Here is a 19,622-nt window from a genome sequence, read left to right as displayed (position 1 = left end):
GTGGAGTAAGGCGGCGCTATGCGATTACGCGCACGCCCTCGGGGAGTTTTTCACGGAGCCAGGTGCTGATGGATTCGATTGCAGCGATCTGCCATGCGCCACCGTCGGCGGGGATGAGCGCGCAAAGGGTGCCCTTGTCGGTGTCACCCTTGAAGCGGAGCACGAACTTGCGGGCGGGCTGCATGATCTCGACGAAGGAAGAGAACGGGTAGAGCACTACCGGATTCGGCACTTCAATGTCAGTGCGGCGCTGTACCCCCATGCGGGCGGTGACGGTCTGCGTCATGCCGTCGTCCTGCTGGCGCACTTCTGCCGCGGCAGTCACGTTGCCGCATACGGCAATAACCGTTTCCAGGTCTTCGCCTGCTGCAAAACAGCTTTGCAGGTAAGGAACGAACTTGTCGGGGCTGACGTAGGTATCGAACATATGATCCGGGATCAGGGCACCGGCACGCATGAACACAGGGCGCTGCTTGTGCGGTCCGGTGGGTACGGAACGGATAACCACGTCCGTAGCGCTGTTTACGTGGACGAGAAGCTTGGAGAGGTCCAGTTCGTCCGGGTTGTCGTTCAGGTAGTCGGCCAGGGCGGTAAGGGTGTTCACGTGAAGCGGTTCCGCTTCCGGCTCAAGCATGGGGCGGAACTCGCCCTTGTAGTAGGGGCGGCCGTTGTGTTCATGGACAACAAACTGCGTGCGGCGGTCCACTTCTGCCTGTTTCAGGTCGCCGCCAAGCCTTACCAGTGTTTCAATGGATTCGTTCAGGTCTACGCTAGGCATGATGTGCCGTATCCTTTGGGTTGGTGGTTAGTGTGCGCCGCCAGCGGCAGCCTTGAAGGGGGTAACGTTCTTGGAACCGGCAAATGCCTTGGCAGGGTCTTCGACGGTTTCGGGCAAGATGTGCTGGCTAGGATCAATAGCGCCGTATTCGCTGCCAATGGCCTTGCCTTCCAAGCCCTTGCCGATAGCAATGGTCGCGTCGAAAGGTGCCTGGGCGGCAAGCTTGCGATCCACCTTAACCAGTATGGCGCTGGTGCTACGGTCCTTGCCGGGTTTGAAGACCAGCTTCACGGTTACCTCGCGCGTTTGCGTGGCTTCCGTGTTCGGGTCCAGGATGTTTTCAAATACTTCCTGTAGGGCGTAGTCGGCCGCTTCAATCACGGCACCGCCTTTCAGGTTGGCCAGGGAAACAAGGCCGTCGTCTGTGGGCATGGTGGTTTCTCCGTTTGTTACATGGTTCCTGTCATGATCTGCCCCAAGGCGGAGAGCGCAAGAAGCAGGACAATGAACAGGCCGCCGCAGAGAAAGCGGAGAGCAGTGTTTCGCAGAGTATGAAAAGAGATTAGCCGTTGCATGCGCCCCACCTTCTGCGGTTGTTCGCGGCTTGCAGGGCGGTCCCGTGCCCGCTTGTGTGGCGTAGGGTGCTTGTCCTGGCATGCGTCTGGTTGTGACTGAGGAGGCGTCCTTGCTGTCACGGGCCAGCGCTGCAAACCGCGATGGTTCCTTATGGCTTTCATCCCTCCCGCTTTAATGGGCCTCGTTCGCGGCGTTCCTACTAGTCTCCGTTCGGTGCCTCCCTGCCGCCCGGCGGGGTACACAGTAGCTGCTTGTATTGGTCTTACTTTGGTCCGTGAACCGTTTTCAGCTAGAAGCGCTTTTGTGTGAAAACATGTTTTCACGTGAAAGCAATAAGGTCAATAAAAAATCCTCCTATGCGTGTCGAAAGGAGTCTTATTTGCGATTTCGTCTTGGGATGGATGTGGGGGGGAGAGGTTCGTAAGCCTTAAGCCCTGAGTCTGCAGTTAGTAATTCAACGGTGTAACCACTCTTGGCGTAGTGATTTGCGACGGCAGTGATGGTCATATCTCCGAGGCCAATGCTTTTGCATTTGTCTGGCCATTCCGCAGCAAGTTTATCAAGTTCTTCCTCGGACCATAAAGCGCTTTGATCACTAAACGCAGCCCATGGAGTTTCTTCATTGATTGATTTTTTAAGAATTTCAATCAATTCGGATGCATGAGTGTAGTTTCCGTGGTTTGTTATATGGTTTCCAGATTCAATTAATGTAGCTATGGGCAGTACAAGTGTTGTTTTCTGGCCTAGTTCGGATTCGATTATGGAGTTTACACGGGTAAAGTCCCATTTATCATCGTTTCTTCCACATGTTTCCATGTGTGGGACTTTTAAGAGGACGCAAAGAATACATGTGTCAATAATAAGCACTTTACTCATCGTGCGTCTTCCTGATTTCTAAGGGCTTTTTGTAGCTTTCCTTGGCTTACTATTGTTCCTATTGGGCCGGAGGCCATAAGCTTGGGGAGCTGGTCGACATCTTCTAAGAGTGTAATTGTGCTTTCACCGCTGTGCTTTCTGTGCACAACTGATATGAATGGGATGGCCTCAGGTCCGAGAAAGTTAAGCAAGGCTGGATTGTGAGTTATAATGATTACATCGACTTTTCGTTTGGAGCCAATTTCTTTTAGAGAATTTATTAATAATTCTGATCTTGAAGGATGTAGTCCGTTATCAATTTCTTCTATTGCAACTAAAGAGTGTTCTGGAGCAGTTAGCATTGCGACGAGTATTGCAAGGAATCTAAGAGTTCCATCAGACATGTTATTTGCATCTACAGTGTTTGTGGTATTACCAAAAGATTCGTTGCAGTATAATTCTGCTTTTTCTTTATTGATACCAATAAATTCTGTCCAAACTTTTGTTATATCTCCTTCAGGAAATTTCGTTGCATATTTCGAGAGCTGTCTTTCAATATTCGTTTTGTTTTTATGTCCTGCAATGAATCCAGCAATGTTAGATCCGTCATACCTATATTGGTCTGATATGGGGGCGATTGAACGCATGCTGTTATGCATTGGTTTGAATGGGAAAATGCTAGAAAGCAGAGACTGTATAGTATTAATGGATTTGATATACTCTTTAGGGGTGAGTAAGCCCTTTGTTTTATGAAGTGTAGAGAGGGCGCTTTCATTTTCAAAATCTGCATCGCCAAGCTCAGCTCCAAGCATGAAAAGCTTTATTTTTCCTGATATTGATTTTAGTTTAAAAACATTTGTTTTTGCTGTTGTGTCATACAGTGTTTCTTCGTGAATTCTAACAACTTTTTCCTTCGTGTATACTGAGATGGAATATATAAAGTTATTATTGTCTGTTTCAATTTCTGCTTCGATGCCAAATATATTGTGACCTTTTCTAGCTGCCCACCCAATATTCCCTCGTAGAGGAGGGAGGCCTCCGTCTCCAGAGCCGGAGAGAGCACTGTCTATACTTACGCCACTTGAGGTGCGCCGTAGAAATTCTAGCGCATCAAGGATGTTGGATTTTCCGCTTGCGTTGACACCAATGATTGTAGTTATTGGGTCAATATAGAGCTTGGCATCAGCAAAGCTCTTCCAGTTTATTAAACGTATAGATGTGATCATTTCTATTTTCTTTATGCTATAAGTCCTGCATTACCCAAATGGCTTTGCCAATAATTAATCCTTCACGATTTTCAATGGGAAGGCGAATATCACTGTGTTTTTGGTTGTCGGATTTTAAAACTAAACTATCGGAGCTGTGGTCAAAGTAGACTCTTTTGAGAACAACTCCTTCGTATGGTAAATTGACTCCATAGACTTCGCCTTGAATAAGCTTTTCAGCAGAATGATCAATTCCTACATAAGCCCCTTTTTTTATTGTGGGCTCCATGGAGTCTCCTTCGACGATTACGACTAGTAACGACGGTCTGACATATTTGGCAGGTATAGATATTTGTGCCAGTGGAGTGTCTGTTTGGTTGTCTAGCGCTAGGCCCGCCCCTGCGGTTGCGTACACGTTTACCACGGCGCCGATGCTGTTTAACGGGGCTTCTCCACTCATTATGAACGCGGGGTCGGCTTGTGCGTTCGGGCGTAAATTTTTAATTTGTGTATTTTTGAGGGGAGGGACTTCTGTGGGCAGACCTTTTAGGATCGAATCAATAGGGATTTGAAGTGAGTCAAGGTATCTTAGCATGTCTGCAAAGGAAACCCTTTCTCCACTTCTTAAGCCATCAATCCAGTTTTGAACGCTACCTCGTTGGACTCCCATTCGCCGACCGATAGCTTGGTAGGTTTCTCCTGAATCCCGTAGAGCCTTAAGGCGATCGAGGATTTGTGCCCATGCGAGTGATGAAATCTGCGCGTATCTGTCTGACATTTTATTGCTCCCTACTTCATTTAGCCCGAGGCATGTCTTCAGTGAAGAGCGTGGTCTTGACTAATGTGTCTTCACGTGAAATCATTCGCTTCATGAGAAACGCACTTGAGGTTTATAGGCAAGAACATGGCCTTTCCTTTGTAGAGTTGGCTATTTTGACTGGCTTAGATGGGAGTAAGCGCGGAGTAGTGCACAACCACTGTTCTGGACGGAGAAATATAGGGGCATCATATGCCGTTCGGTATCATTTGCGATTGGGCATTCCCCTAACCTCTTTGTGTCCTGACCTTGTCAAGGAGGGTGCTGAAAATGCGGCCTGATCTTTCCTGTGTGCAGTGTGCGGCAGTAACCACAAAATCACGAGACGAAACAGGGCAGGGGTTTCCCTGCGTAGGGGGTAGGCGATGTGTCTGAATTCCAGCGGGCTGGATAGGGATGAGCGCAAACAGGAAGCGATATGCCGCGCGCGGCGTAAATTGCTGGAATGGACCTTGCGCAATTCCGGTGAGGATTTTTCCAACATGGCGCACTGGCGGATTCAACCTGCCTGGCCTGTGATTCAGGGCTCTCGGGAAGAGAGGCTTATCGCTATGCGGGTGATGCTTAAGCGGAAGATTCTACTCGCGGAACGCGGGATGCGCGTTAACGAAATGCTGTGCCGTAAGGGTGGGGTGAAAATGCATCAGTACACCCGCAAGGCGTATGCTGACGCCCTGCGGATGTTGGAGGCGGTGTTAGCGGATGAGGGTTAAGGCGCTTGCGATGGTGGCGTTTAGGGCTTCAACGTAGATGGTTTCTCGTGCGCCTTGGCTAACGTTCATGACTTCCTGGTCTCCGTGTTCGTCTTTGATGTGCGAAACAATGTCGCCTTTGGAGAAGTCGCCGCCGAGACTGTCAAAAACGATGTGGTCACCGTCTTCAAGTTGAACGGCTACCATGCCGCGAACACGATTGACCGCGATAACAATACCTTTCATTTCCGCTCCTTCTGTTGCGGGTTGGTGTGTCTGGCTTTCCCGTAACAGAAGGGCGGAACAAATAGAAGTAGGGCGATATATGACAAAGCACCGATTGCAGGCGTGGGAGATGATGCGAGAGGCGAAGGACTGCCTGGGCATGCCCGCGCTCGAGCGCATTTTTCGGCGTGGACACAAGCAACTCTACAAGCAGATGCGAAACCCTGACTATGACGGCGATTCCGCGCGGCCTGACATTCAACGGGTGCGGGTTCTTCTGCACGATCTGCATGAAGCAGGCGGAACGAAGTTGGCGCATGCAATGCTGAACTACATGGCCGAAGCCCTGGGTATGCACTGCGTGCCTGATGCCGTGGGCATCCCTGATAAGGGAGATGTGCTTGCCGAATGCCTGGATGATTACCCCGTCTTAACCAGATTGCACAATGCCATACAGGACCGCGCGGACATGCGCGAGGTGCAGGCCCTGGCCGAAGAGGTGAAGGGCGAGATTGACGAAACCGTGGTTGCCTACCGCCAGGATTTGGAGGCGTAGGGATGAGTAACGGTATCGTGCTTGTGTATCTGGCTGCCCCTTACACTCATGAATCTGAAAGGGTGCGCCAAGCGCGTTTTCTGGCGGTGACAGAGCAGGCCGCCCGAGGATGGGAACAAGGCTATGGCGTGTATTCTCCGCTAACGCTCACACATGAAGCGGCAGTGCGTTTTGGTCTGCCCAAGGATTGGGCGTTTTGGGCGGCAATGTGTCGTGCCACGCTGGAACGGCACCACGAATTATGGGTGCTGTGCCTGCCTGGTTGGCGTGAGTCCGTAGGGGTGCAGGCAGAAATAGCAATTGCACGCGCCCTAGGCTTGCCTGTTCGCTATATCGAGCCTGAATCGGCTATGCGGTGCGCTACCTGCCCCTATGCGATTGAATGCTACGATCCGATAGCCCGCCCTTGCGGCTGGATTGGTTGTCCATATAGCGAGGGCGGGCAGGCAAAATGATGGGGCATTATGTTTCGCGATTTATGTGAAGGATGGGTCTTTAAGCTGGCTAGGGTCAACCCCGTCCGCTTCCTGTAGGGTTCTGAGGAAATGGTAAAACGCCTGTGGTGGAATTACGTTTCCGCCTTTTGCAGCGTGGTATGCCGCTACATAGGCAAGTTTGTAGTTGTCAGATTTGTTTTCAAGAAGTTTCGCAATGTATTGAACTTCGGCTTCGGTCATAAAGCACCTCAAAGGGTTAAAAGTTAGTGAATGTTTATTAGTGAGGGTACCAGATTGGCTATGAAAAGATAGGTGTGCCCAAAAAGAAAAACCCCTCAGTCCGGGGGGCCGAGGGGTGCAAGGGGCGCTAGGTACGAACTAGCGCGTTCGGATAGGAAATAATGCCTGGAACCAGGCGAAAACGCAAGGGAATGGTTTCGGATGAGCAAGGCAAAACACTACCGCAAGATTTCGACATGTATCTGGAACGATGCCAAGTTCATGGCGTTGTCACTGGATGCGAAGCTTATCATCTTCTTTCTGCTTACCCATCCAACTCTAACGCAGATAGGGGCGATTCGGGGCAATGTGCCAGGCTTCGCTTATGAGCTTGGGATGGAGTTGAAAGCCTTCGAGAAAGCCTTTCAGGAAGTCTTGGCGCAAGGGATTGCGAAGCATGACGGGGCGCTTCTGGTGTGGTTCCCGAATTTCCTCAAATATAACATTCCAGAAAGCCCGAATGTGATCAAATCGTGGCGCGGCGGCTTTGATGCTTTGCCCGAAAGCACGTTGAAAATGCACATGCTAGAGAGCGCAAAAGCCACGGTTGACGGGCTTCACGAAGCTTTTAAGAAAGCCTTTGCGGAAGCCTTTACGGAAACAGGTCTGCTTCCTTCCGCTAATCAGAGAACAGAGAACAAAGAACAGAAAGAAGAAATAAGAGAGGGTACTAACGTACCCTTGTCGGCTGGTGCCGACGTGAGCGTTGTTTCGCTTGACGAAATTGAGCCTTCGCTTTTGGAACCGGAGCAAGCCCCAAAGGCGGACCCGTGCCAGCAGGTTGCCGACCTGTATAACCGGCTGTTGGTGGACGATCAGCCGAACGGCCATAAGCTGCCCCGTTGTACGGCGGTAACGGACAAGCGCAAGGCCGCGATCAGGGCGCGAAGCAAGGCAGAGTTCAAGGCCCTGGACGATTGGGAAGAGTATTTCCGCCGTGTGGGCCGTTGCCCGTACCTGATGGGCGAGGTGAACGAGTGGAAAGCGTCTTTCGACTGGCTGTTGAACGTTTCCAACTGCCTGAAAGTGCGTGAAGGCAACTTCCTGCCGAGTGCGGAAAAGAAGGCTTCCAAGAAGCTTCCGGCACTTTCCCAGGCCGTGGACTTTGTGAGCCGGTACGTTTCTGCCGGTGAAGACTTTGCGGCGATGGTGGCCGTGTTCTGCGAAAATAACCGGCTTGATCGTGAAGCATACGAACCGGCCATTGCTGCCGTAATCAAGGCATAGCGGAGGGCGACGCATGAAGACGCTTACAGGCATCACGCTTCCCGAGTTTGAGCTATGGCTTGCCAATGCGCATAAGGCCGTGAATCTGCCCGCGCCGTCCGACGTGGGGTATTCCGTGGGGTACAAGACGTTGAAGTACCTGACGAAGGACCAGTTGACGGACGCCCTTGCCGCTATCGTGGAGAGCGGGCGCAAGCTGGAATACGGAGAATCGTTGGCAACGGTGTTGCTGCGGGCGCATCGGTTTTTACAGGACAACAGCGCCAAAGCTTTGCCGGGCGGCCCCTGCACGCAAGGGTGCATTCATGGGGCGTTTTACCTGCTTTCGCCCGCTGGCCTGGCCGGGGTGGAGTTGTGCGCCCATTGTCACCCCAAGGAACGGCGGAGCATGAGCCGTGCCGACGTGGAGCGCGCCAAGGTGAAAGGCTGGCGGGAGTTGAACGCCTTTGAATACATGAAGGCGAACCTGTACGGCCCGCGCTACCTGGCTATGCAACAGGTCGAGGCGAGGCCGTAGCCTGTGGCGGATGGTTGCCAGTTTTCACCGCCAAGCCCCCAGGCTATCGGCGCTGTCTCTTGGGAGGTGGCCCGGCAATGGCGGCAACGGCATCCGAACATGCGGCCGTGTCCCAAGACCGCGCCGCCCTGGTGGTGGATTGAGCGCGCCAAGTGCGCGAAGTGTGAATGCAGAGAGCAAACGGAGGAAGAACGATGTACACGCCCGAACATTTCCGAATTGAAGAACTAGTCGGCCCCGAGTTCCATCAGGCGAACAAGGCCCGCGGTGCAATGATGTTCATGGCCTTTGATCAACTGGCCCTCGTTACGTTGGATCGGCTGCGCAAGCGGTACGGCCCTATCGTGGTGAACAACTGGCAGGCGGGCGGAACTTTCAAAGAATCCGGCTTGCGCGAGATGGGCACCGGAACCGGCGCGGCCCTTTCTCAGCACAAGTTCGGCAGGGCGTTTGATTGCAAGTTCCGCAACATCACGCCTGCCGAAGTGTGGGCAGAGTTGCAGGCATACCCCAATTTGTCCTGTTTTGAGTTCATACAGCGCATTGAAGCAGGCGCGGGCATGACCTGGTTCCACTTCGATACGGGCGGCCATGACCGTTACGACATGGCTATTCAGGTTGTTTCGTATCGGGGTGATCGGGCGGGGTTGCCGGTGTTTGTTGGTCGCGAAGGGATTGAAGTTGTTTTGTGAAACGGGATGTAGTTCTTGTTAGTGTGAGCAGAAATAGTGCCTGATAGGATATTATCAAGACAATAAAATATCCACTTGGCGTTTCTGGGTATAAAGCAGTTGTAATGCCGATAGTTGATATGTTTAGAGCGTATGATGTTATGATGATGAATGGAAGTGATGATAGCATATAAAGATGGAAATATGGGTCAACAGGCGCCTTTATATAATCTTTTATTTTTATTTCTGAATTTCCTGTATCTATTGATATTTGATAAATGTATGCTGATTCAATTTTGCTATATATTGTTGTGATTGTACTGAGGTCTGATTTTTCAGATTAAGAAGATATTATTATTGAATGCCTTTTTAGTTTGTTTATAAGTATTAATTTTATGGCATGTGGTACCGCATGTAAAAAGTATATTAAAAATGGTATGTATGCGAATAAAGATATTTGTATATTGTCTTTTATGCAAAATTTCAAAAAAGATGTTTGCGGTGTGATAGAGATTTCTTTTGAATTGTGTACTATTATTGCTATTAAAGAAAAAAATAAAAGAGTTTTAAGTTTTTTGAATATTAACTCTTCTTCTTTGTTAATTGTATTAGCAAAAGATATTATGCTTTCATTGTCTTTAAAAGTGCAAAGTGCGTTTCTGTTTATGTAATTCACTTTATATTCCTAGTTCATGATGGTAGTTGTTTTGTGATTTTGTAATTGTGTAATTGTGTGATTGATGTGCTTTTTTATTATCTAATTTTTGGTTTTTGATTTAAGTTTTTCAGATATTTTAAGTGCTGTGATTGTGCTAATTAGTAGGTGGATTGTGCTGTATGAAGCTAGTATTAACGCTGATGTGGCATAGAGTGCGCTGTATGGTTGTGTCAAGGTGTTGCATGTTGATTTTGTTGAGACAAATAGTGATATTACTGGAAGTATAAATACTACAAGTAAAGGAAAAAACGTAAAGAATAATGTTAGTATGGCGCTAAATTTTCTGATTTTTTCATTTTTTCTATAAATGCTGAGAAAAATAGATCCAGTGTAATATGGATTTATTTTGTTTTCATTGATTAAGTAAGATGCTGTTGCTTTGGATAGCTTTCCTCTTGTGTATGTTTGAAGTGCGGAAAATGGAATTATTGCATTTACTGTTGTCGTTGTGAATGTGAATATAAAAGGGTATAAAATGTTTGCAATAGCAAAAAATGCTTTTATCATTCCTGATGTTATTGTTCCTAGTTTTGTGATGACTTCTATGTTGTATATTTCAGATATTGTTGGTATTATTAGAAGTAGTGAGTATATAAATAAAAATCCAATGTGTCCATGTACTATTTTTTCTTGTTCTGAAAAGTGTGCGATGCATTTTTCTATTTCTACAGAATCAGTGCTTTCATCTAGTAATTTTAATTTTTCAATTAGTTCGTTTATCATTTTATTATTCTTGTTTATATGTGGTTTGTGTTTATTGTTTGTCTATTACGATTGGCTGATTGATTCAGATAACTATGGTTGCACGATGATTTGTGTTTGGAGGTGTTGTGCCAGGTTGCCGCCCCTTGTCACACGAAGAGGTTGCTGGGGCTGTAGGTGCCTTCAGCGGACGCTATGTGGTTCGTAATCGTTGCCTATTTATTTTAGGTATTCTTGCAGGCTTTCGCATACGCGAAATGCTTTCTCTTCGTGTAGCCGATGTAACCGCCCGCGGCAAGGTGCGCCTTACTGTTCGGGTTGCCCGCCGTCACATGAAAGGCAAGCAGGAAAGCCGCGTCGTGTATCTGGCACCGGAAGCACGGAGGGCTATTCTGGATCAGATTCGGGAGCTTGGATACCCGGCCCCTGATTCTTTCCTGTTCCGTGCCCAGGGCGACGAAAACAAGGCCATATCCTACACCCAGGCGCGCCGCGTGTTGCAGGATGCCTTCGGGAGGTGTGGCATTGCCGAAGACGTGGCAACGCATAGTATGCGCAAGACCTTTGCGAACGAGACATACGAGTTCATGCTTGCCCAGGTAGCGGAAGGCCGGGGCGTTGATCCGTTTATGGAGGTGTCGCAAGCCCTGGGGCACAAAGACCCCAAGAGCACGACGCATTATCTTTCATTCCGCGATGAGAGCCGCCGCGCGGCAATAAGGCATATGGGGAGGATGCTGCATGCAGACGTTGACCGTTGATGAAGTGGCAGCGCGTTTGAAAAGGCGACCCGAATGGGTGCGCCGGTTGATCAGGCGTAAGGAGTTGCGTGGGTACAATATGGGCACACAAAAACGGCCATGCTACCGCGTGAAAGAACAGGACCTGACCGCATTCATGGACGAACGGACCGTGAACGATATTGAGAGGGATTGATATGTCTCTTGCCTGCCGAAAGTGCGGAACGCCTACAAGTGCCCCAAGGGCATTTGATGATACCGAAAGAACGGTGCGTATTCGACGTTGCAAGCGGTGTGGACATGAAGAAATGTCTGTTGAAGTGTTTGTATCTACCATTACAAACACACTTGAATACATATCATCAACTCAAATCAACAATACAACAGAGTCTAAAGTGTAATTAAAATGTGCATACGCACGTAGGCACATCGCGTAATGCGGTGTGTTAGTCTATTATAGGCGCGTCTTTTAAAGATGCGCCTTTTGTTTTTGCGCAAACATTTAGCCAAAAGGATTGATCATGGAAGAGACGAAGCATTTGTTGCAGTCGCGTACCGTGTGGGGTGTCGTCATCTCCATACTGTGCTCCGTGCTTATGGCGATGGGGTACAGTGTGGACGATGCGGCACAGTCGCAAATGGTGGATGTTGGCCTGTCCATCGGTGTTGGCATTGGCGGCCTGTTGTCCATTTATGGCCGTATCAAGGCAACGAAGAACGTAAGCGTTAAGATAGTTCCCAAGCTAACAGGCAAAGCGGCGGGCGTGATCCTGCTTTTGCTGTTGGTGCCGTCGGCTATGACCGGGTGCGCGCTTTCCGGCCTGGCACCGTATGACAAGGGGGTGGCCGTCGGTACCGAGTTGAATACCGGGTACGCGGCCCTGCATGATGAATACCTTTCCCTGCACGCATCCTTGCCCCCGGATGGGGTGCAGTTCTTGGAAACCAAAGTTGCCCCGGTGATGGACACGGCAAAGCGGGCAATCGTGGCCTATGACGATGCGGCCATGATCTATGCCAGGACCAGGACCGAGCCGCCGAACTGGTCGCAACTGCGCATCGATGCCGAAACCGCCTTGCAGGATTGCACCGCGCTTTTCATCAAGGCGCGATCCTTCCTTTACAGCAAAGGGGGTGAGTAATGCCCTTTGATCCTATCACCGCTCTTGCCCTGGCTGAATCCGCGTTGAGAGTCGGCATGGAAGGCTACAGGATGGCAAAGCGCCTCAGTGCCGAGGGTTACACCGTTCCGAGCCTTGAAGAGTTTGAACGGCAGACGGCCGATATTCGCAACCTTCCCGACCTGACCCCTTCACCCGACAACACCGCACAGGACGGCGAATAATGCCCGAGCGCATGACCTATGAAGCATGCGTGCAGTGGCTCAGTGCCGTCTTGCAATGGATGGGGGGCTGGTGCCCCCCTGTCCTGATAGCCATGCTTGGCGGTGGTATCAAACTTCTGCGTGGTGGTTCGCCGTGCTCCATCAAAGCCGTTGTGGCATCTCTCGCCATTGCGGGCTTTACCGGGTGGGTTGCCCACGGCCTTTTGTTGAGCCTTGGCATACCGCCCGCCGCTGTATCTTCCGGTACGGCTATCGCCGGTTATTCAGGTGGCAAGCTGCTGGACGTGCTGGCCGAGCGCGCATGCAGTGCCGCCAAGACCTTGAAATCCGACAAGGGGTGAAAGGATGAGCGATGCCGCATTACCCGAAACCGCCCAGGTTGTAGCGGACATTATAGGCCGAGAGGGGGCGCTTGCGTTGGCCCGAGCCTGCAAGTGCCGTTCACTGTATATCCCCAAGCGTTTGCCGTTGGATCATTGGCTGCGTGATGTGGTGGGGGATGCCCACGCCGAAGCGCTGTCGAAGGAGTTTCCCGGCTTCATTTTGCCTATGGCCAAGTGCGCGAACGTGATCCGCGCGGAAAGGGATAAACGCATCCTGTCCATGCGTCGTGAGGGGATGAGTGCGGCGACCATTGCGGCCCGTATCGGAGTGGCAGAAAGGACAGTGTACACAGTGGTTTGCAATAATGTGCGGCAGTAGTCAGCAAGCGTTTAGCATTAGAACCGCAACATTCCCCAATAACTAACCAGTTCAAAGGCTAAACACCGCTAAACGCATCTATACGCCGCTAAACGGGTCCTTCCCGGAGGGGTAAACAGCGGGTCCACTAGCATCTCAGAGTTTTCGGTGTGCGTGGATTTCAAAACCAATTTTCTGTTTCTCACATTAAAACTATGTGGAGAATCCGGTTAAGGGGCTGGAATGACGACAGAAGCGAAAAAGAAAAAACAGAAAAAAACGGAGAGTTTTACACAGGTTGGCGGGGCTACTGTGGATATGCAGGGCCTCGCCCTTGCTCTGGGGTTGTCTTTGCCCACGATCCGCACCCGCTTACGTGAGGGGTTGCCGTGTGTTCAGCAAGGGGGCAGGGGGGCCGCCTGGGTGTTTGACCTGGCCGAGTGCGTGAAGTGGCATACCGACAGGGCAGTAGCAAAGGCCGTTGGCGATGTTGGCGACGAAGTGCCGAAGGCTGTTCTGGATCGGCGGCTTTTGGTTGCTCAGGTGCGTTGCAAAGAGATTGAGGCCGCCAAGCTGTCCGGCGAGGTCGCCCCGATTGAAGAGATGGAACGCGCCCTGACGGCCGCTTTCGTCGAGGTTCGCCAGGCATTGCTTTCCATACCGGAACGCACCGCCTTGCGTCTTATGGCTGCGGACGATGAAACCGAAATTAAAGTGATCCTTGAAGAAGAAATTGACCTCGCCTTGAATGCCCTGAGCGAGGCCGATTTATTGGAGAAGGTTGAAGATGCCGATTGAGTTCGGAAGCCTGTCGAATATGGAGGGCTTGCGCAAAGTCTTTCGCAAAGCCTCTCAAAACCTTCGAGCACCTGAACGCCTGACCGTTTCCGAATGGGCGGATCGGTACCGCCACATCGGGCAGGCGAACGCCACGCCGGGACCGTGGCGGACTGACAATGCCCCGTACCAGCGCGGGCCTATGGACTGTATCGGCGATAGGGTGACACGCCGTATTACCCTGATGTGGGCAGCACAGACGGGGAAAACAGAGGTTATCAATAACGGCATTGGCTATGCCATAGCTCAAGAGCCGAAAAGCTGCATGATGATGCAGCCTACACAGTCCGACCTCAAGACTTGGACAGAAACCAAGCTTACCCCCCTGTTGCGCGATACTCCCGTGATCCGGGATAAGGTCGCCAAACCGCGCGGCCGTGATGGTGTGAACAACTCCCTTATGAAGTCATACCCCGGCGGCTTCCTCATGTTTTCCTGGTCTGGATCAACCAACACCATGCGCGGCCGTTCCGCCCCGGTTATCAACTGTGACGAAATCGACGGTTACACCATGACCGAGGAAGGCGACCCGGTGCAATTGCTGTGGCAGCGTGCCGCAACCTTCGGTGACCGCCGCAAGCTGCTGGAAACCAGTACCCCCACCATTAAGGGTTTTTCCAGAGTTGAAAAATCCTATTTGGCCGGTGACCGACGCAAGTATTGGATGCCGTGCCCTCACTGCAATAACTATCTAACTTTCCAATTTGCCTATTTCAAATGGGATTCAGACGCAGACGGCACAGCAAGGCCGGATACTGCGTACTATATTTGTGAGCATTGCGGCTGCACCATTGAAGACAAGCACAAGCCTGCAATGCTCAAGGCTGGCGAGTGGCGCGCGGAACGTCCCTTTATGGGGCATGCGTCTTTTCATCTGAACGAGTTTTATAGCCCGTGGCGTAAATGGCGGGATATTGCCCAGAGTTTTCTGGATAAGAAACATGCGGGAGACGTGCAGAGTTTCGTCAACGTTTCGCTTGCGGAAACCTGGGAAGAACAAGGCGAAACCATAGACGACACCGGCCTGATGCAGCGTCGGGAGGAATACGGGGCCGCTGTGCCCGTTGGCGCTTACATCCTGACCGCAGGCATTGATACCCAACCGGACCGCCTGGAAGTGGAGGTGGTCGCCTGGGGCCACGGTGAAGAATCTTGGTCCGTGGAAACAGCTATTCTCTACGGTGACCCCGATCAGTCGGAAGTGTGGGAAGCCCTGGACGATTTTCTTGACCGGCGCTGGACCAACACGGACGGGGTGGAACTTTCCATTTCCTGTAGCTGCATTGACTCGGGTGGAGCCAATACCCAGGCCGTCTACGGTTACTGTAAGAAGCGCAAGGGGCAGCGCGTGTTTGCCATTAAGGGCAAGGGCGGTGATGGGGTGCCCATTGTCTCCGCACCTACCAAGCGCAAGACGGGCCGTCGGAGTGGTCGCCCTGTGGAACTGTTCACGATTGGTACGGACCAGGCGAAAACCCTCTTATACAAGCGCCTTGCGTTGCCTGGTTCCGGTCCAGGGCGCTGTCATTGGCCTGCCCACTATGAAGAAGAATACTTCCGCCAGTTGACCGCAGAAAAGTGCGTCACCCGTTACGTGAAGGGGTGGCCCAAGCGGGAATGGCTCAAGGTCCGTCCGCGAAATGAAGCCCTTGATTGCAGGGTGTACGCACACGCCGCCTTACTCATTCTGAACCCGAACTTTGCCCGATTTGAAAAACGCCTGGCGAAGCAGGCCGCCACCATGCCCGACGGTCCTGAAACAATGCCGGAAACTGCAAAAAGTGCAGAGGAAGTGCCGGAGGAAATGGGGCAGAAACGCAAGAAAGTAAAACTGCGTTCCCGTAAGAAGCGGCGCGAAAGCTTTGTGATGGGCTGATGTTACCAAGCATACCAAAACAGATTTACCGAGGATCATCCGTCTCCTGTTCCCTTGCACTGGACGGCTATCTGCCTTCGGAAGGATGGGCGGCAACGCTCATCCTTCGCGGAGGCGCAAAGCATGATGTGGAAGGTGTGGCAAACGGTGACAGCTTCGATTTTTCCCTGCCTGTGGATATGGCCGTGGGCCGTTACTGGTGGCAGGTGATCGTACTGCGCGAAAGCGAACAACAGGTTGCCCTTAATGGCGAACTGGTTGTGATGGTGAACCTGCTTGATGTGGAAACTTTCGACGGCCGTACCGAGGCCGAAATTGCCCTTGATGCAATCAACGCCGTTCTGGCGAACAGGGCGACCAAAGATCAGCAAAGCTACAAAATCAAAGACCGTGAGTTGCAGCGTATGAGCGTTGCCGACCTGCTCAAACTGCGTTCCTTCTTTGTCTCCCGCATAAACAAACAGCGCGGCAAGGGCGGCATACGCTCCATAGGGGTGCGACTCTAATGGGTATTTTCGACCGTTTCAGGGGCCGCAGGTCCGCAGACGTAGAACCGCAGCCGGAACCACGCCGCCATACCCGTAAGGCGTTGCCGCGAATTACCTTGCGCGGATACGAAGCCGCACAGGGAGGCCGCCTTAACGAATCCTGGCCCAAACATCCCGAAAGCCCCGTAACAATCGTTGAGCGGGAATGGCGCGCCCTGTGTGCCCGTGGTCGTGATGCCCAAGTGAACATGGACCACGGCAAGAAATTCTTGCGCCTGGTGCGTAAGAACATTGTCGGGGCTGCTGGCGTTCAAGTGATTCCAGCGGTGTTAAAGCCGGATGGAACCGTTGACGATCTTGCCTGCAAGGCCATTTCAGAAGCGTGGAAGGAATGGGGCTTGATGCCCGAGGTTACCGAAACGCTTACCTGGCGAGAGTTGCAGGGCTTAGTTGTTCAGACTGTTGCACGAGATGGGGAATGCTTTGTTCGCATCTTGAAGGGGCGGGACTATGGCAAGTATCGAATCCAGTTACAGCTTATCGACCCGACCCGCGTTGATGTGTCTCTGCGTGAAGACTTGCGTAACGGGAACCGCATTCGCGCCGGTATTGAATTTACCCCGGAAGGTAAGCGGGTAGCCTTCTATATTCGTGTGGATGCCGAAGACTACGCGGAAGGTTTCTCATATAGCGGGGCCAAGTACCAGCGCGTACCGGCTTCGGAAATGATCCACCTTTTTTTGCCCGAGTTTATCGGGCAGCCGCGCGGCCTTTCCTGGATGGGGACCTCGTTGACCCGTCTGCATCATCTTTCCCGGTATGAAACCGCCGCCGTAATCAATGCGAGGGTTGGGGCTACCAAGTCGGGTTTTTTCCAGGCGGACCCCGAATATGTGGACGTGGCGGGTGATGATGAGGACGAATTGGATTTTCCAGAATCCGCAGAGCCGGGTGCGTTCGACGTTATCCCGCCTGGCTACACCTTCAAGGAATACAATCCGCAATATCCGCAGGGAGAGTTTGAAACCTTTACCCGTGCGTGTCTCACGTCCGCATCTGCCGGGCTTGATGTCTCTTATTCTGCCCTGACCGGCGATCTTTCAAAGGCCAACTATTCCAGCTTACGGGCAGGCGCGCTTGATGAGCGTGAAACCTGGAAGGACCTGCAACAATGGTTCGTTGATAAGCTGATCCGCCCTGTATTTGAGGCGTGGGTTTCCGTTGCTGTGCTGGCCGGGGCTATAACCATCGGTCTTACCCCGTTACGTGTTGAGCGTGTGGGGCAATACAAGCGCGCCCGTTTCCAGCCGCGTCGATGGGCTTGGGTTGATCCGGCGAAGGATGCCAACGCGCACCGCACGGAACAGGACGGCCTTATGCGGTCCGTGTCTGAATCCATCCGGGAAAGCGGCCGTGATCCTGATGAAGTGTTTGACGAAATCGCAGAGGAGCGCCGCAAGTGGGGGGCGTTGGGTATTGCCCAAGCTGCAACCAAGGCGGCCCCGATAATTGAGGAGGTACCGGACGATGCCGGAAATGATGAAACCGACGAAGGATAGCATCAAGACTACAGCCACTCGGGCGTTTTTCCGCATTGATGCCGTGCGGTCCGTGGATGAGGAAAAGCGCACGGTGGAAGTTGCCTTTTCCAGTGATGCGGAAATCAAACAGTGGTGGCGTACTGTCCTGGTACTGGAACATTCAAGCGCCGCCGTGCGTCTGGATCGTCTGAATAATGGCGGTCCTGTTTTGTTCAATCATGACCGAGACGCCCATATCGCGGTTGTCGAATCGGCGCGGATCGACGCGGACGGCAAGGGGCGGGCTGTAGTCCGGTTTGGTCGGGGCACTCTCGCGGAGGAGAAGTTTCGCGATGTTGTGGACGGCATTCTGCGCCATATTTCCGTGGGCTTTGAAGTCCATGAAGTCAAACTGGTTGAAACCCGTGATGACGATACCGACGTTTACAGGGCTACCGATTGGGAACCCTTTGAAATTTCATTCGTAACCATCCCCCTGGATACGTCTGTGGGGGTTGGGCGCGGCCTTGGTGGCGCGCCTGAAATCAATACGCTTTCTAACATGGAGGAAAGGACTATGCCCGGAACCGGCACCCCTCAGAAGCACGGCGAAGGCGCGCCGCAGATGGACGAACAGGCAGTGCGTGAAAAGGCCGTACAGGCGGAACGTACCCGCGTTGATACCATTCTTACTCTCGGGCGCGAATACAATGCCCCCGAAGATGCGGAAAAGTTCGTGCGCGAGAACAAGACCCCCGAAGATTTCCAGAGCTTCTTGCTCAAGGAAATGAATGGCCGCAGCAAGAAGCCCACCCCGGACGAGAGAAACGAGGCCGTGGGCCTGTCTGAAAAGGACGTGCAGCGCTACAGCTTTGTAAACGTGTTGCGTTGTCTGGACCCCAACAACCAGCACAATAAGAAGGTTCGTGAAGCCGCCGCGCTGGAACTGGAAGCATCTGCCGCAGCCGCCGAACGGTTGGGACGTGATGCAAGCGGTATCATCATCCCCCCCGAAGTTCTTTGCGCCCCGCTACAGCGTACCTATAGCACCGGCAATGCAGCCGCTCCCCACGGTGGCAACCTGGTAAGCACGGACCTCATGGCATCCAGTTTCATTGAAATGCTGCGTCGTCGCACTCTGCTCATGCAGTACGGTACGCAATTGGCTGGCCTGGTTGGTAACGTGGATATTCCGAAACAGCTTTCCGGCGCTACCGGCTACGTTGTCGGGGAAGATACGGATGTGTCCGAATCTCAGGGTGATTTCGGCCAGGTGAAAATGTCGCCCACCACGATAGGCGCGATGTCCGAGGTTTCTCGCCGCCTGCTTATGCAGTCGAGCCTTGACGTTGAAGCCCTGATTCGCTTCGACCTGGCAAAGGCTGTTGGCCTGAAAGTTGATAACCTTGGTTTCTATGGAACCGGCAACGATGAGCCTCTGGGCATTAAGAATATCAGCGGCGTGAACGCGGTGCCGTTCGCCGCAAGCGGAAAGCCCACCTTTGCCGAACTGGTGGCAATGGAAAGCGAAATTGCCGCCGATGATGCTGATGTGAACAGCATGGCCTACCTCATCAACGCCAAGACGCGCGGACACTGCAAAACCACCCCCAAGTTTGCCAATACCGAGGCTACCATTTGGGAAACCGGCAACACCATCAACGGCTATACCGCAGGTGTTACCAACCAGATTGCCGCCGCAGATGCGTTTTTCGGCAACTTCGCGGACCTCATTATCGGCCTGTGGGGTGGCCTGGAACTGACTCTGGACCCCTATACCCATAGTGCAAAGGGCCGTCTGCGCATCGTGGCGATGCAGGATGTGGACATTGCGGCCCGCCGTGCCGAATCGTTCTGCGTGGGCACCACTGTTTAACGAC

At 52.2% G+C, this 19,622-nt stretch carries 26 protein-coding genes; 17 read left to right on the top strand and 9 right to left on the bottom strand.

The features are described 5' to 3' along the window. Nucleotides 1-16 precede the first annotated feature (16 nt). From HUV30_RS12070 to HUV30_RS12050, 6 genes are all read right to left on the bottom strand, one after another. Entirely contained in the window at nucleotides 17-778 is a 762-nt protein-coding gene (locus HUV30_RS12070) for a hypothetical protein (protein ID WP_174405691.1), read from the bottom strand. 27 nt (nucleotides 779-805) lie between these two features. Continuing rightward, entirely contained in the window at nucleotides 806-1,210 is a 405-nt protein-coding gene (locus HUV30_RS12065; protein ID WP_174405690.1) for a hypothetical protein, read from the bottom strand. Nucleotides 1,211-1,227: 17 nt separating this feature from the next. Further along, on the bottom strand, nucleotides 1,228-1,353 hold the full coding sequence (locus tag HUV30_RS18475) for a hypothetical protein (protein WP_276512314.1): 126 nt from the start codon (nucleotides 1,351-1,353) through the stop codon (nucleotides 1,228-1,230). A 376-nt stretch (nucleotides 1,354-1,729) separates the two neighbouring features. Further along, nucleotides 1,730-2,230, bottom strand: a complete 501-nt coding sequence (locus HUV30_RS12060; protein ID WP_174405689.1) for a hypothetical protein — start codon at nucleotides 2,228-2,230, stop codon at nucleotides 1,730-1,732. Beyond that, entirely contained in the window at nucleotides 2,227-3,435 is a 1,209-nt protein-coding gene (locus tag HUV30_RS12055) for an AAA family ATPase (RefSeq protein WP_174405688.1), read from the bottom strand. Before HUV30_RS12055 ends, HUV30_RS12060 begins: the two co-directional genes overlap by 4 nt. 16 nt (nucleotides 3,436-3,451) lie before the next feature. Continuing rightward, nucleotides 3,452-4,192 carry a S24 family peptidase gene (locus HUV30_RS12050; protein WP_174405687.1) on the bottom strand — a complete coding sequence of 247 codons (741 nt, stop codon included), beginning with the start codon at nucleotides 4,190-4,192 and terminating at the stop codon, nucleotides 3,452-3,454. Between the two features lie 404 nt (nucleotides 4,193-4,596). Between HUV30_RS12050 and HUV30_RS12045 the strand changes: the two genes are divergently transcribed. Continuing rightward, the gene (locus HUV30_RS12045; RefSeq protein ID WP_174405686.1) at nucleotides 4,597-4,944 is read left to right on the top strand and encodes a hypothetical protein; all 348 of its coding nucleotides are present in this window, start codon (nucleotides 4,597-4,599) and stop codon (nucleotides 4,942-4,944) included. Here the strand turns inward: HUV30_RS12045 and HUV30_RS12040 are convergent. Next, entirely contained in the window at nucleotides 4,927-5,169 is a 243-nt protein-coding gene (locus HUV30_RS12040; RefSeq protein ID WP_174405685.1) for a hypothetical protein, read from the bottom strand. The two genes, HUV30_RS12045 and HUV30_RS12040, sit on opposite strands and share 18 nt — an antisense overlap. Nucleotides 5,170-5,248: 79 nt before the next feature. Between HUV30_RS12040 and HUV30_RS12035 the strand changes: the two genes are divergently transcribed. Next, a complete protein-coding gene (locus HUV30_RS12035; RefSeq protein ID WP_174405684.1) occupies nucleotides 5,249-5,704 on the top strand; it encodes a hypothetical protein in 456 nt (151 codons plus the stop codon). Nucleotides 5,705-5,706: 2 nt separating this feature from the next. Next, entirely contained in the window at nucleotides 5,707-6,159 is a 453-nt protein-coding gene (locus HUV30_RS12030; protein WP_174405683.1) for a DUF1937 family protein, read from the top strand. Between the two features lie 21 nt (nucleotides 6,160-6,180). Here HUV30_RS12030 and HUV30_RS12025 read toward each other — a convergent pair whose 3' ends face one another. Then, nucleotides 6,181-6,381 (bottom strand): hypothetical protein, encoded by a 201-nt coding sequence (locus HUV30_RS12025; RefSeq protein WP_174405682.1) that lies wholly within the window; start codon nucleotides 6,379-6,381, stop codon nucleotides 6,181-6,183. Between the two features lie 201 nt (nucleotides 6,382-6,582). Between HUV30_RS12025 and HUV30_RS12020 the strand changes: the two genes are divergently transcribed. From HUV30_RS12020 to HUV30_RS12010, 3 genes are all read left to right on the top strand, one after another. Next, complete coding sequence (locus HUV30_RS12020) at nucleotides 6,583-7,647, top strand: hypothetical protein (RefSeq protein WP_174405681.1); 1,065 nt, start codon at nucleotides 6,583-6,585, stop codon at nucleotides 7,645-7,647. A 13-nt stretch (nucleotides 7,648-7,660) separates the two neighbouring features. Then, nucleotides 7,661-8,164 carry a hypothetical protein gene (locus HUV30_RS12015; protein WP_174405680.1) on the top strand — a complete coding sequence of 168 codons (504 nt, stop codon included), beginning with the start codon at nucleotides 7,661-7,663 and terminating at the stop codon, nucleotides 8,162-8,164. A 194-nt stretch (nucleotides 8,165-8,358) separates the two neighbouring features. Continuing rightward, nucleotides 8,359-8,856 (top strand): hypothetical protein, encoded by a 498-nt coding sequence (locus HUV30_RS12010; protein WP_174405679.1) that lies wholly within the window; start codon nucleotides 8,359-8,361, stop codon nucleotides 8,854-8,856. 736 nt (nucleotides 8,857-9,592) lie between these two features. On the opposite strand, the gene HUV30_RS12000 is transcribed toward HUV30_RS12010, so the two are convergent. After that, on the bottom strand, nucleotides 9,593-10,276 hold the full coding sequence (locus tag HUV30_RS12000) for a hypothetical protein (protein ID WP_174405677.1): 684 nt from the start codon (nucleotides 10,274-10,276) through the stop codon (nucleotides 9,593-9,595). Between the two features lie 92 nt (nucleotides 10,277-10,368). Here HUV30_RS12000 and HUV30_RS11995 point away from each other — a divergent pair, with 92 nt between their 5' ends. The 11 genes from HUV30_RS11995 to HUV30_RS11945 all read left to right on the top strand — a co-directional run bounded on the left by HUV30_RS11995 (nucleotide 10,369) and on the right by HUV30_RS11945 (nucleotide 19,618). After that, the gene (locus HUV30_RS11995) at nucleotides 10,369-11,016 is read left to right on the top strand and encodes a tyrosine-type recombinase/integrase (RefSeq protein WP_308481213.1); all 648 of its coding nucleotides are present in this window, start codon (nucleotides 10,369-10,371) and stop codon (nucleotides 11,014-11,016) included. Then, nucleotides 10,997-11,191, top strand: coding sequence for a helix-turn-helix domain-containing protein (locus HUV30_RS11990; RefSeq protein ID WP_174405676.1), 195 nt, complete (start codon nucleotides 10,997-10,999; stop codon nucleotides 11,189-11,191). The genes HUV30_RS11995 and HUV30_RS11990 overlap by 20 nt, the downstream gene beginning before the upstream one ends. Before the next feature lie 325 nt (nucleotides 11,192-11,516). After that, nucleotides 11,517-12,137: a hypothetical protein gene (locus HUV30_RS11985; RefSeq protein ID WP_174405675.1), complete on the top strand. Its 621-nt coding sequence runs from the start codon at nucleotides 11,517-11,519 to the stop codon at nucleotides 12,135-12,137. Next, nucleotides 12,137-12,340, top strand: a complete 204-nt coding sequence (locus HUV30_RS11980; protein ID WP_174405674.1) for a hypothetical protein — start codon at nucleotides 12,137-12,139, stop codon at nucleotides 12,338-12,340. Before HUV30_RS11985 ends, HUV30_RS11980 begins: the two co-directional genes overlap by 1 nt. Beyond that, nucleotides 12,340-12,681, top strand: coding sequence for a phage holin family protein (locus HUV30_RS11975; protein ID WP_174405673.1), 342 nt, complete (start codon nucleotides 12,340-12,342; stop codon nucleotides 12,679-12,681). Before HUV30_RS11980 ends, HUV30_RS11975 begins: the two co-directional genes overlap by 1 nt. Nucleotides 12,682-12,685: 4 nt before the next feature. After that, nucleotides 12,686-13,042 (top strand): helix-turn-helix domain-containing protein, encoded by a 357-nt coding sequence (locus tag HUV30_RS11970; RefSeq protein ID WP_174405672.1) that lies wholly within the window; start codon nucleotides 12,686-12,688, stop codon nucleotides 13,040-13,042. A 222-nt stretch (nucleotides 13,043-13,264) separates the two neighbouring features. Next, nucleotides 13,265-13,819, top strand: coding sequence for a terminase small subunit (locus tag HUV30_RS11965; RefSeq protein WP_174405671.1), 555 nt, complete (start codon nucleotides 13,265-13,267; stop codon nucleotides 13,817-13,819). Then, a complete protein-coding gene (locus HUV30_RS11960) occupies nucleotides 13,809-15,734 on the top strand; it encodes a phage terminase large subunit family protein (protein ID WP_243452197.1) in 1,926 nt (641 codons plus the stop codon). The genes HUV30_RS11965 and HUV30_RS11960 overlap by 11 nt, the downstream gene beginning before the upstream one ends. Next, on the top strand, nucleotides 15,734-16,240 hold the full coding sequence (locus HUV30_RS11955; protein ID WP_174405669.1) for a hypothetical protein: 507 nt from the start codon (nucleotides 15,734-15,736) through the stop codon (nucleotides 16,238-16,240). The genes HUV30_RS11960 and HUV30_RS11955 overlap by 1 nt, the downstream gene beginning before the upstream one ends. Continuing rightward, on the top strand, nucleotides 16,240-17,781 hold the full coding sequence (locus tag HUV30_RS11950; RefSeq protein ID WP_174405668.1) for a phage portal protein: 1,542 nt from the start codon (nucleotides 16,240-16,242) through the stop codon (nucleotides 17,779-17,781). The genes HUV30_RS11955 and HUV30_RS11950 overlap by 1 nt, the downstream gene beginning before the upstream one ends. Continuing rightward, nucleotides 17,759-19,618, top strand: a complete 1,860-nt coding sequence (locus HUV30_RS11945) for a phage major capsid protein (RefSeq protein WP_174405667.1) — start codon at nucleotides 17,759-17,761, stop codon at nucleotides 19,616-19,618. The genes HUV30_RS11950 and HUV30_RS11945 overlap by 23 nt, the downstream gene beginning before the upstream one ends. The last annotated feature ends 4 nt before the right edge of the window (nucleotides 19,619-19,622 follow it).

The organism is Desulfovibrio subterraneus, assembly GCF_013340285.1.
Classification (GTDB): domain Bacteria; phylum Desulfobacterota; class Desulfovibrionia; order Desulfovibrionales; family Desulfovibrionaceae; genus Halodesulfovibrio; species Halodesulfovibrio subterraneus.
Note: the sequence above shows the minus strand (reverse complement) of the source record. Positions and strands in the feature narration are given on the sequence as shown.

Coding starts and splice junctions, on each gene's coding strand:
- HUV30_RS12015 (WP_174405680.1), top strand. CDS start 7,661: ATGAAGACGCTTACAGGCATCACGCTTCCCGAGTTTGAGCTATGGCTT.
- HUV30_RS11980 (WP_174405674.1), top strand. CDS start 12,137: ATGCCCTTTGATCCTATCACCGCTCTTGCCCTGGCTGAATCCGCGTTG.
- HUV30_RS12025 (WP_174405682.1), bottom strand. CDS start 6,381: ATGACCGAAGCCGAAGTTCAATACATTGCGAAACTTCTTGAAAACAAA.
- HUV30_RS12060 (WP_174405689.1), bottom strand. CDS start 2,230: ATGAGTAAAGTGCTTATTATTGACACATGTATTCTTTGCGTCCTCTTA.
- HUV30_RS11950 (WP_174405668.1), top strand. CDS start 16,240: ATGGGTATTTTCGACCGTTTCAGGGGCCGCAGGTCCGCAGACGTAGAA.
- HUV30_RS11960 (WP_243452197.1), top strand. CDS start 13,809: ATGCCGATTGAGTTCGGAAGCCTGTCGAATATGGAGGGCTTGCGCAAA.
- HUV30_RS12040 (WP_174405685.1), bottom strand. CDS start 5,169: ATGAAAGGTATTGTTATCGCGGTCAATCGTGTTCGCGGCATGGTAGCC.
- HUV30_RS11965 (WP_174405671.1), top strand. CDS start 13,265: ATGACGACAGAAGCGAAAAAGAAAAAACAGAAAAAAACGGAGAGTTTT.
- HUV30_RS11955 (WP_174405669.1), top strand. CDS start 15,734: ATGTTACCAAGCATACCAAAACAGATTTACCGAGGATCATCCGTCTCC.
- HUV30_RS11985 (WP_174405675.1), top strand. CDS start 11,517: ATGGAAGAGACGAAGCATTTGTTGCAGTCGCGTACCGTGTGGGGTGTC.
- HUV30_RS12000 (WP_174405677.1), bottom strand. CDS start 10,276: ATGATAAACGAACTAATTGAAAAATTAAAATTACTAGATGAAAGCACT.
- HUV30_RS11990 (WP_174405676.1), top strand. CDS start 10,997: ATGCAGACGTTGACCGTTGATGAAGTGGCAGCGCGTTTGAAAAGGCGA.
- HUV30_RS18475 (WP_276512314.1), bottom strand. CDS start 1,353: ATGCAACGGCTAATCTCTTTTCATACTCTGCGAAACACTGCTCTCCGC.
- HUV30_RS11975 (WP_174405673.1), top strand. CDS start 12,340: ATGCCCGAGCGCATGACCTATGAAGCATGCGTGCAGTGGCTCAGTGCC.
- HUV30_RS12010 (WP_174405679.1), top strand. CDS start 8,359: ATGTACACGCCCGAACATTTCCGAATTGAAGAACTAGTCGGCCCCGAG.
- HUV30_RS12065 (WP_174405690.1), bottom strand. CDS start 1,210: ATGCCCACAGACGACGGCCTTGTTTCCCTGGCCAACCTGAAAGGCGGT.
- HUV30_RS12020 (WP_174405681.1), top strand. CDS start 6,583: ATGAGCAAGGCAAAACACTACCGCAAGATTTCGACATGTATCTGGAAC.
- HUV30_RS12050 (WP_174405687.1), bottom strand. CDS start 4,192: ATGTCAGACAGATACGCGCAGATTTCATCACTCGCATGGGCACAAATC.
- HUV30_RS12035 (WP_174405684.1), top strand. CDS start 5,249: ATGACAAAGCACCGATTGCAGGCGTGGGAGATGATGCGAGAGGCGAAG.
- HUV30_RS11945 (WP_174405667.1), top strand. CDS start 17,759: ATGATGAAACCGACGAAGGATAGCATCAAGACTACAGCCACTCGGGCG.
- HUV30_RS11970 (WP_174405672.1), top strand. CDS start 12,686: ATGAGCGATGCCGCATTACCCGAAACCGCCCAGGTTGTAGCGGACATT.
- HUV30_RS12070 (WP_174405691.1), bottom strand. CDS start 778: ATGCCTAGCGTAGACCTGAACGAATCCATTGAAACACTGGTAAGGCTT.
- HUV30_RS12045 (WP_174405686.1), top strand. CDS start 4,597: ATGTGTCTGAATTCCAGCGGGCTGGATAGGGATGAGCGCAAACAGGAA.
- HUV30_RS12030 (WP_174405683.1), top strand. CDS start 5,707: ATGAGTAACGGTATCGTGCTTGTGTATCTGGCTGCCCCTTACACTCAT.
- HUV30_RS12055 (WP_174405688.1), bottom strand. CDS start 3,435: ATGATCACATCTATACGTTTAATAAACTGGAAGAGCTTTGCTGATGCC.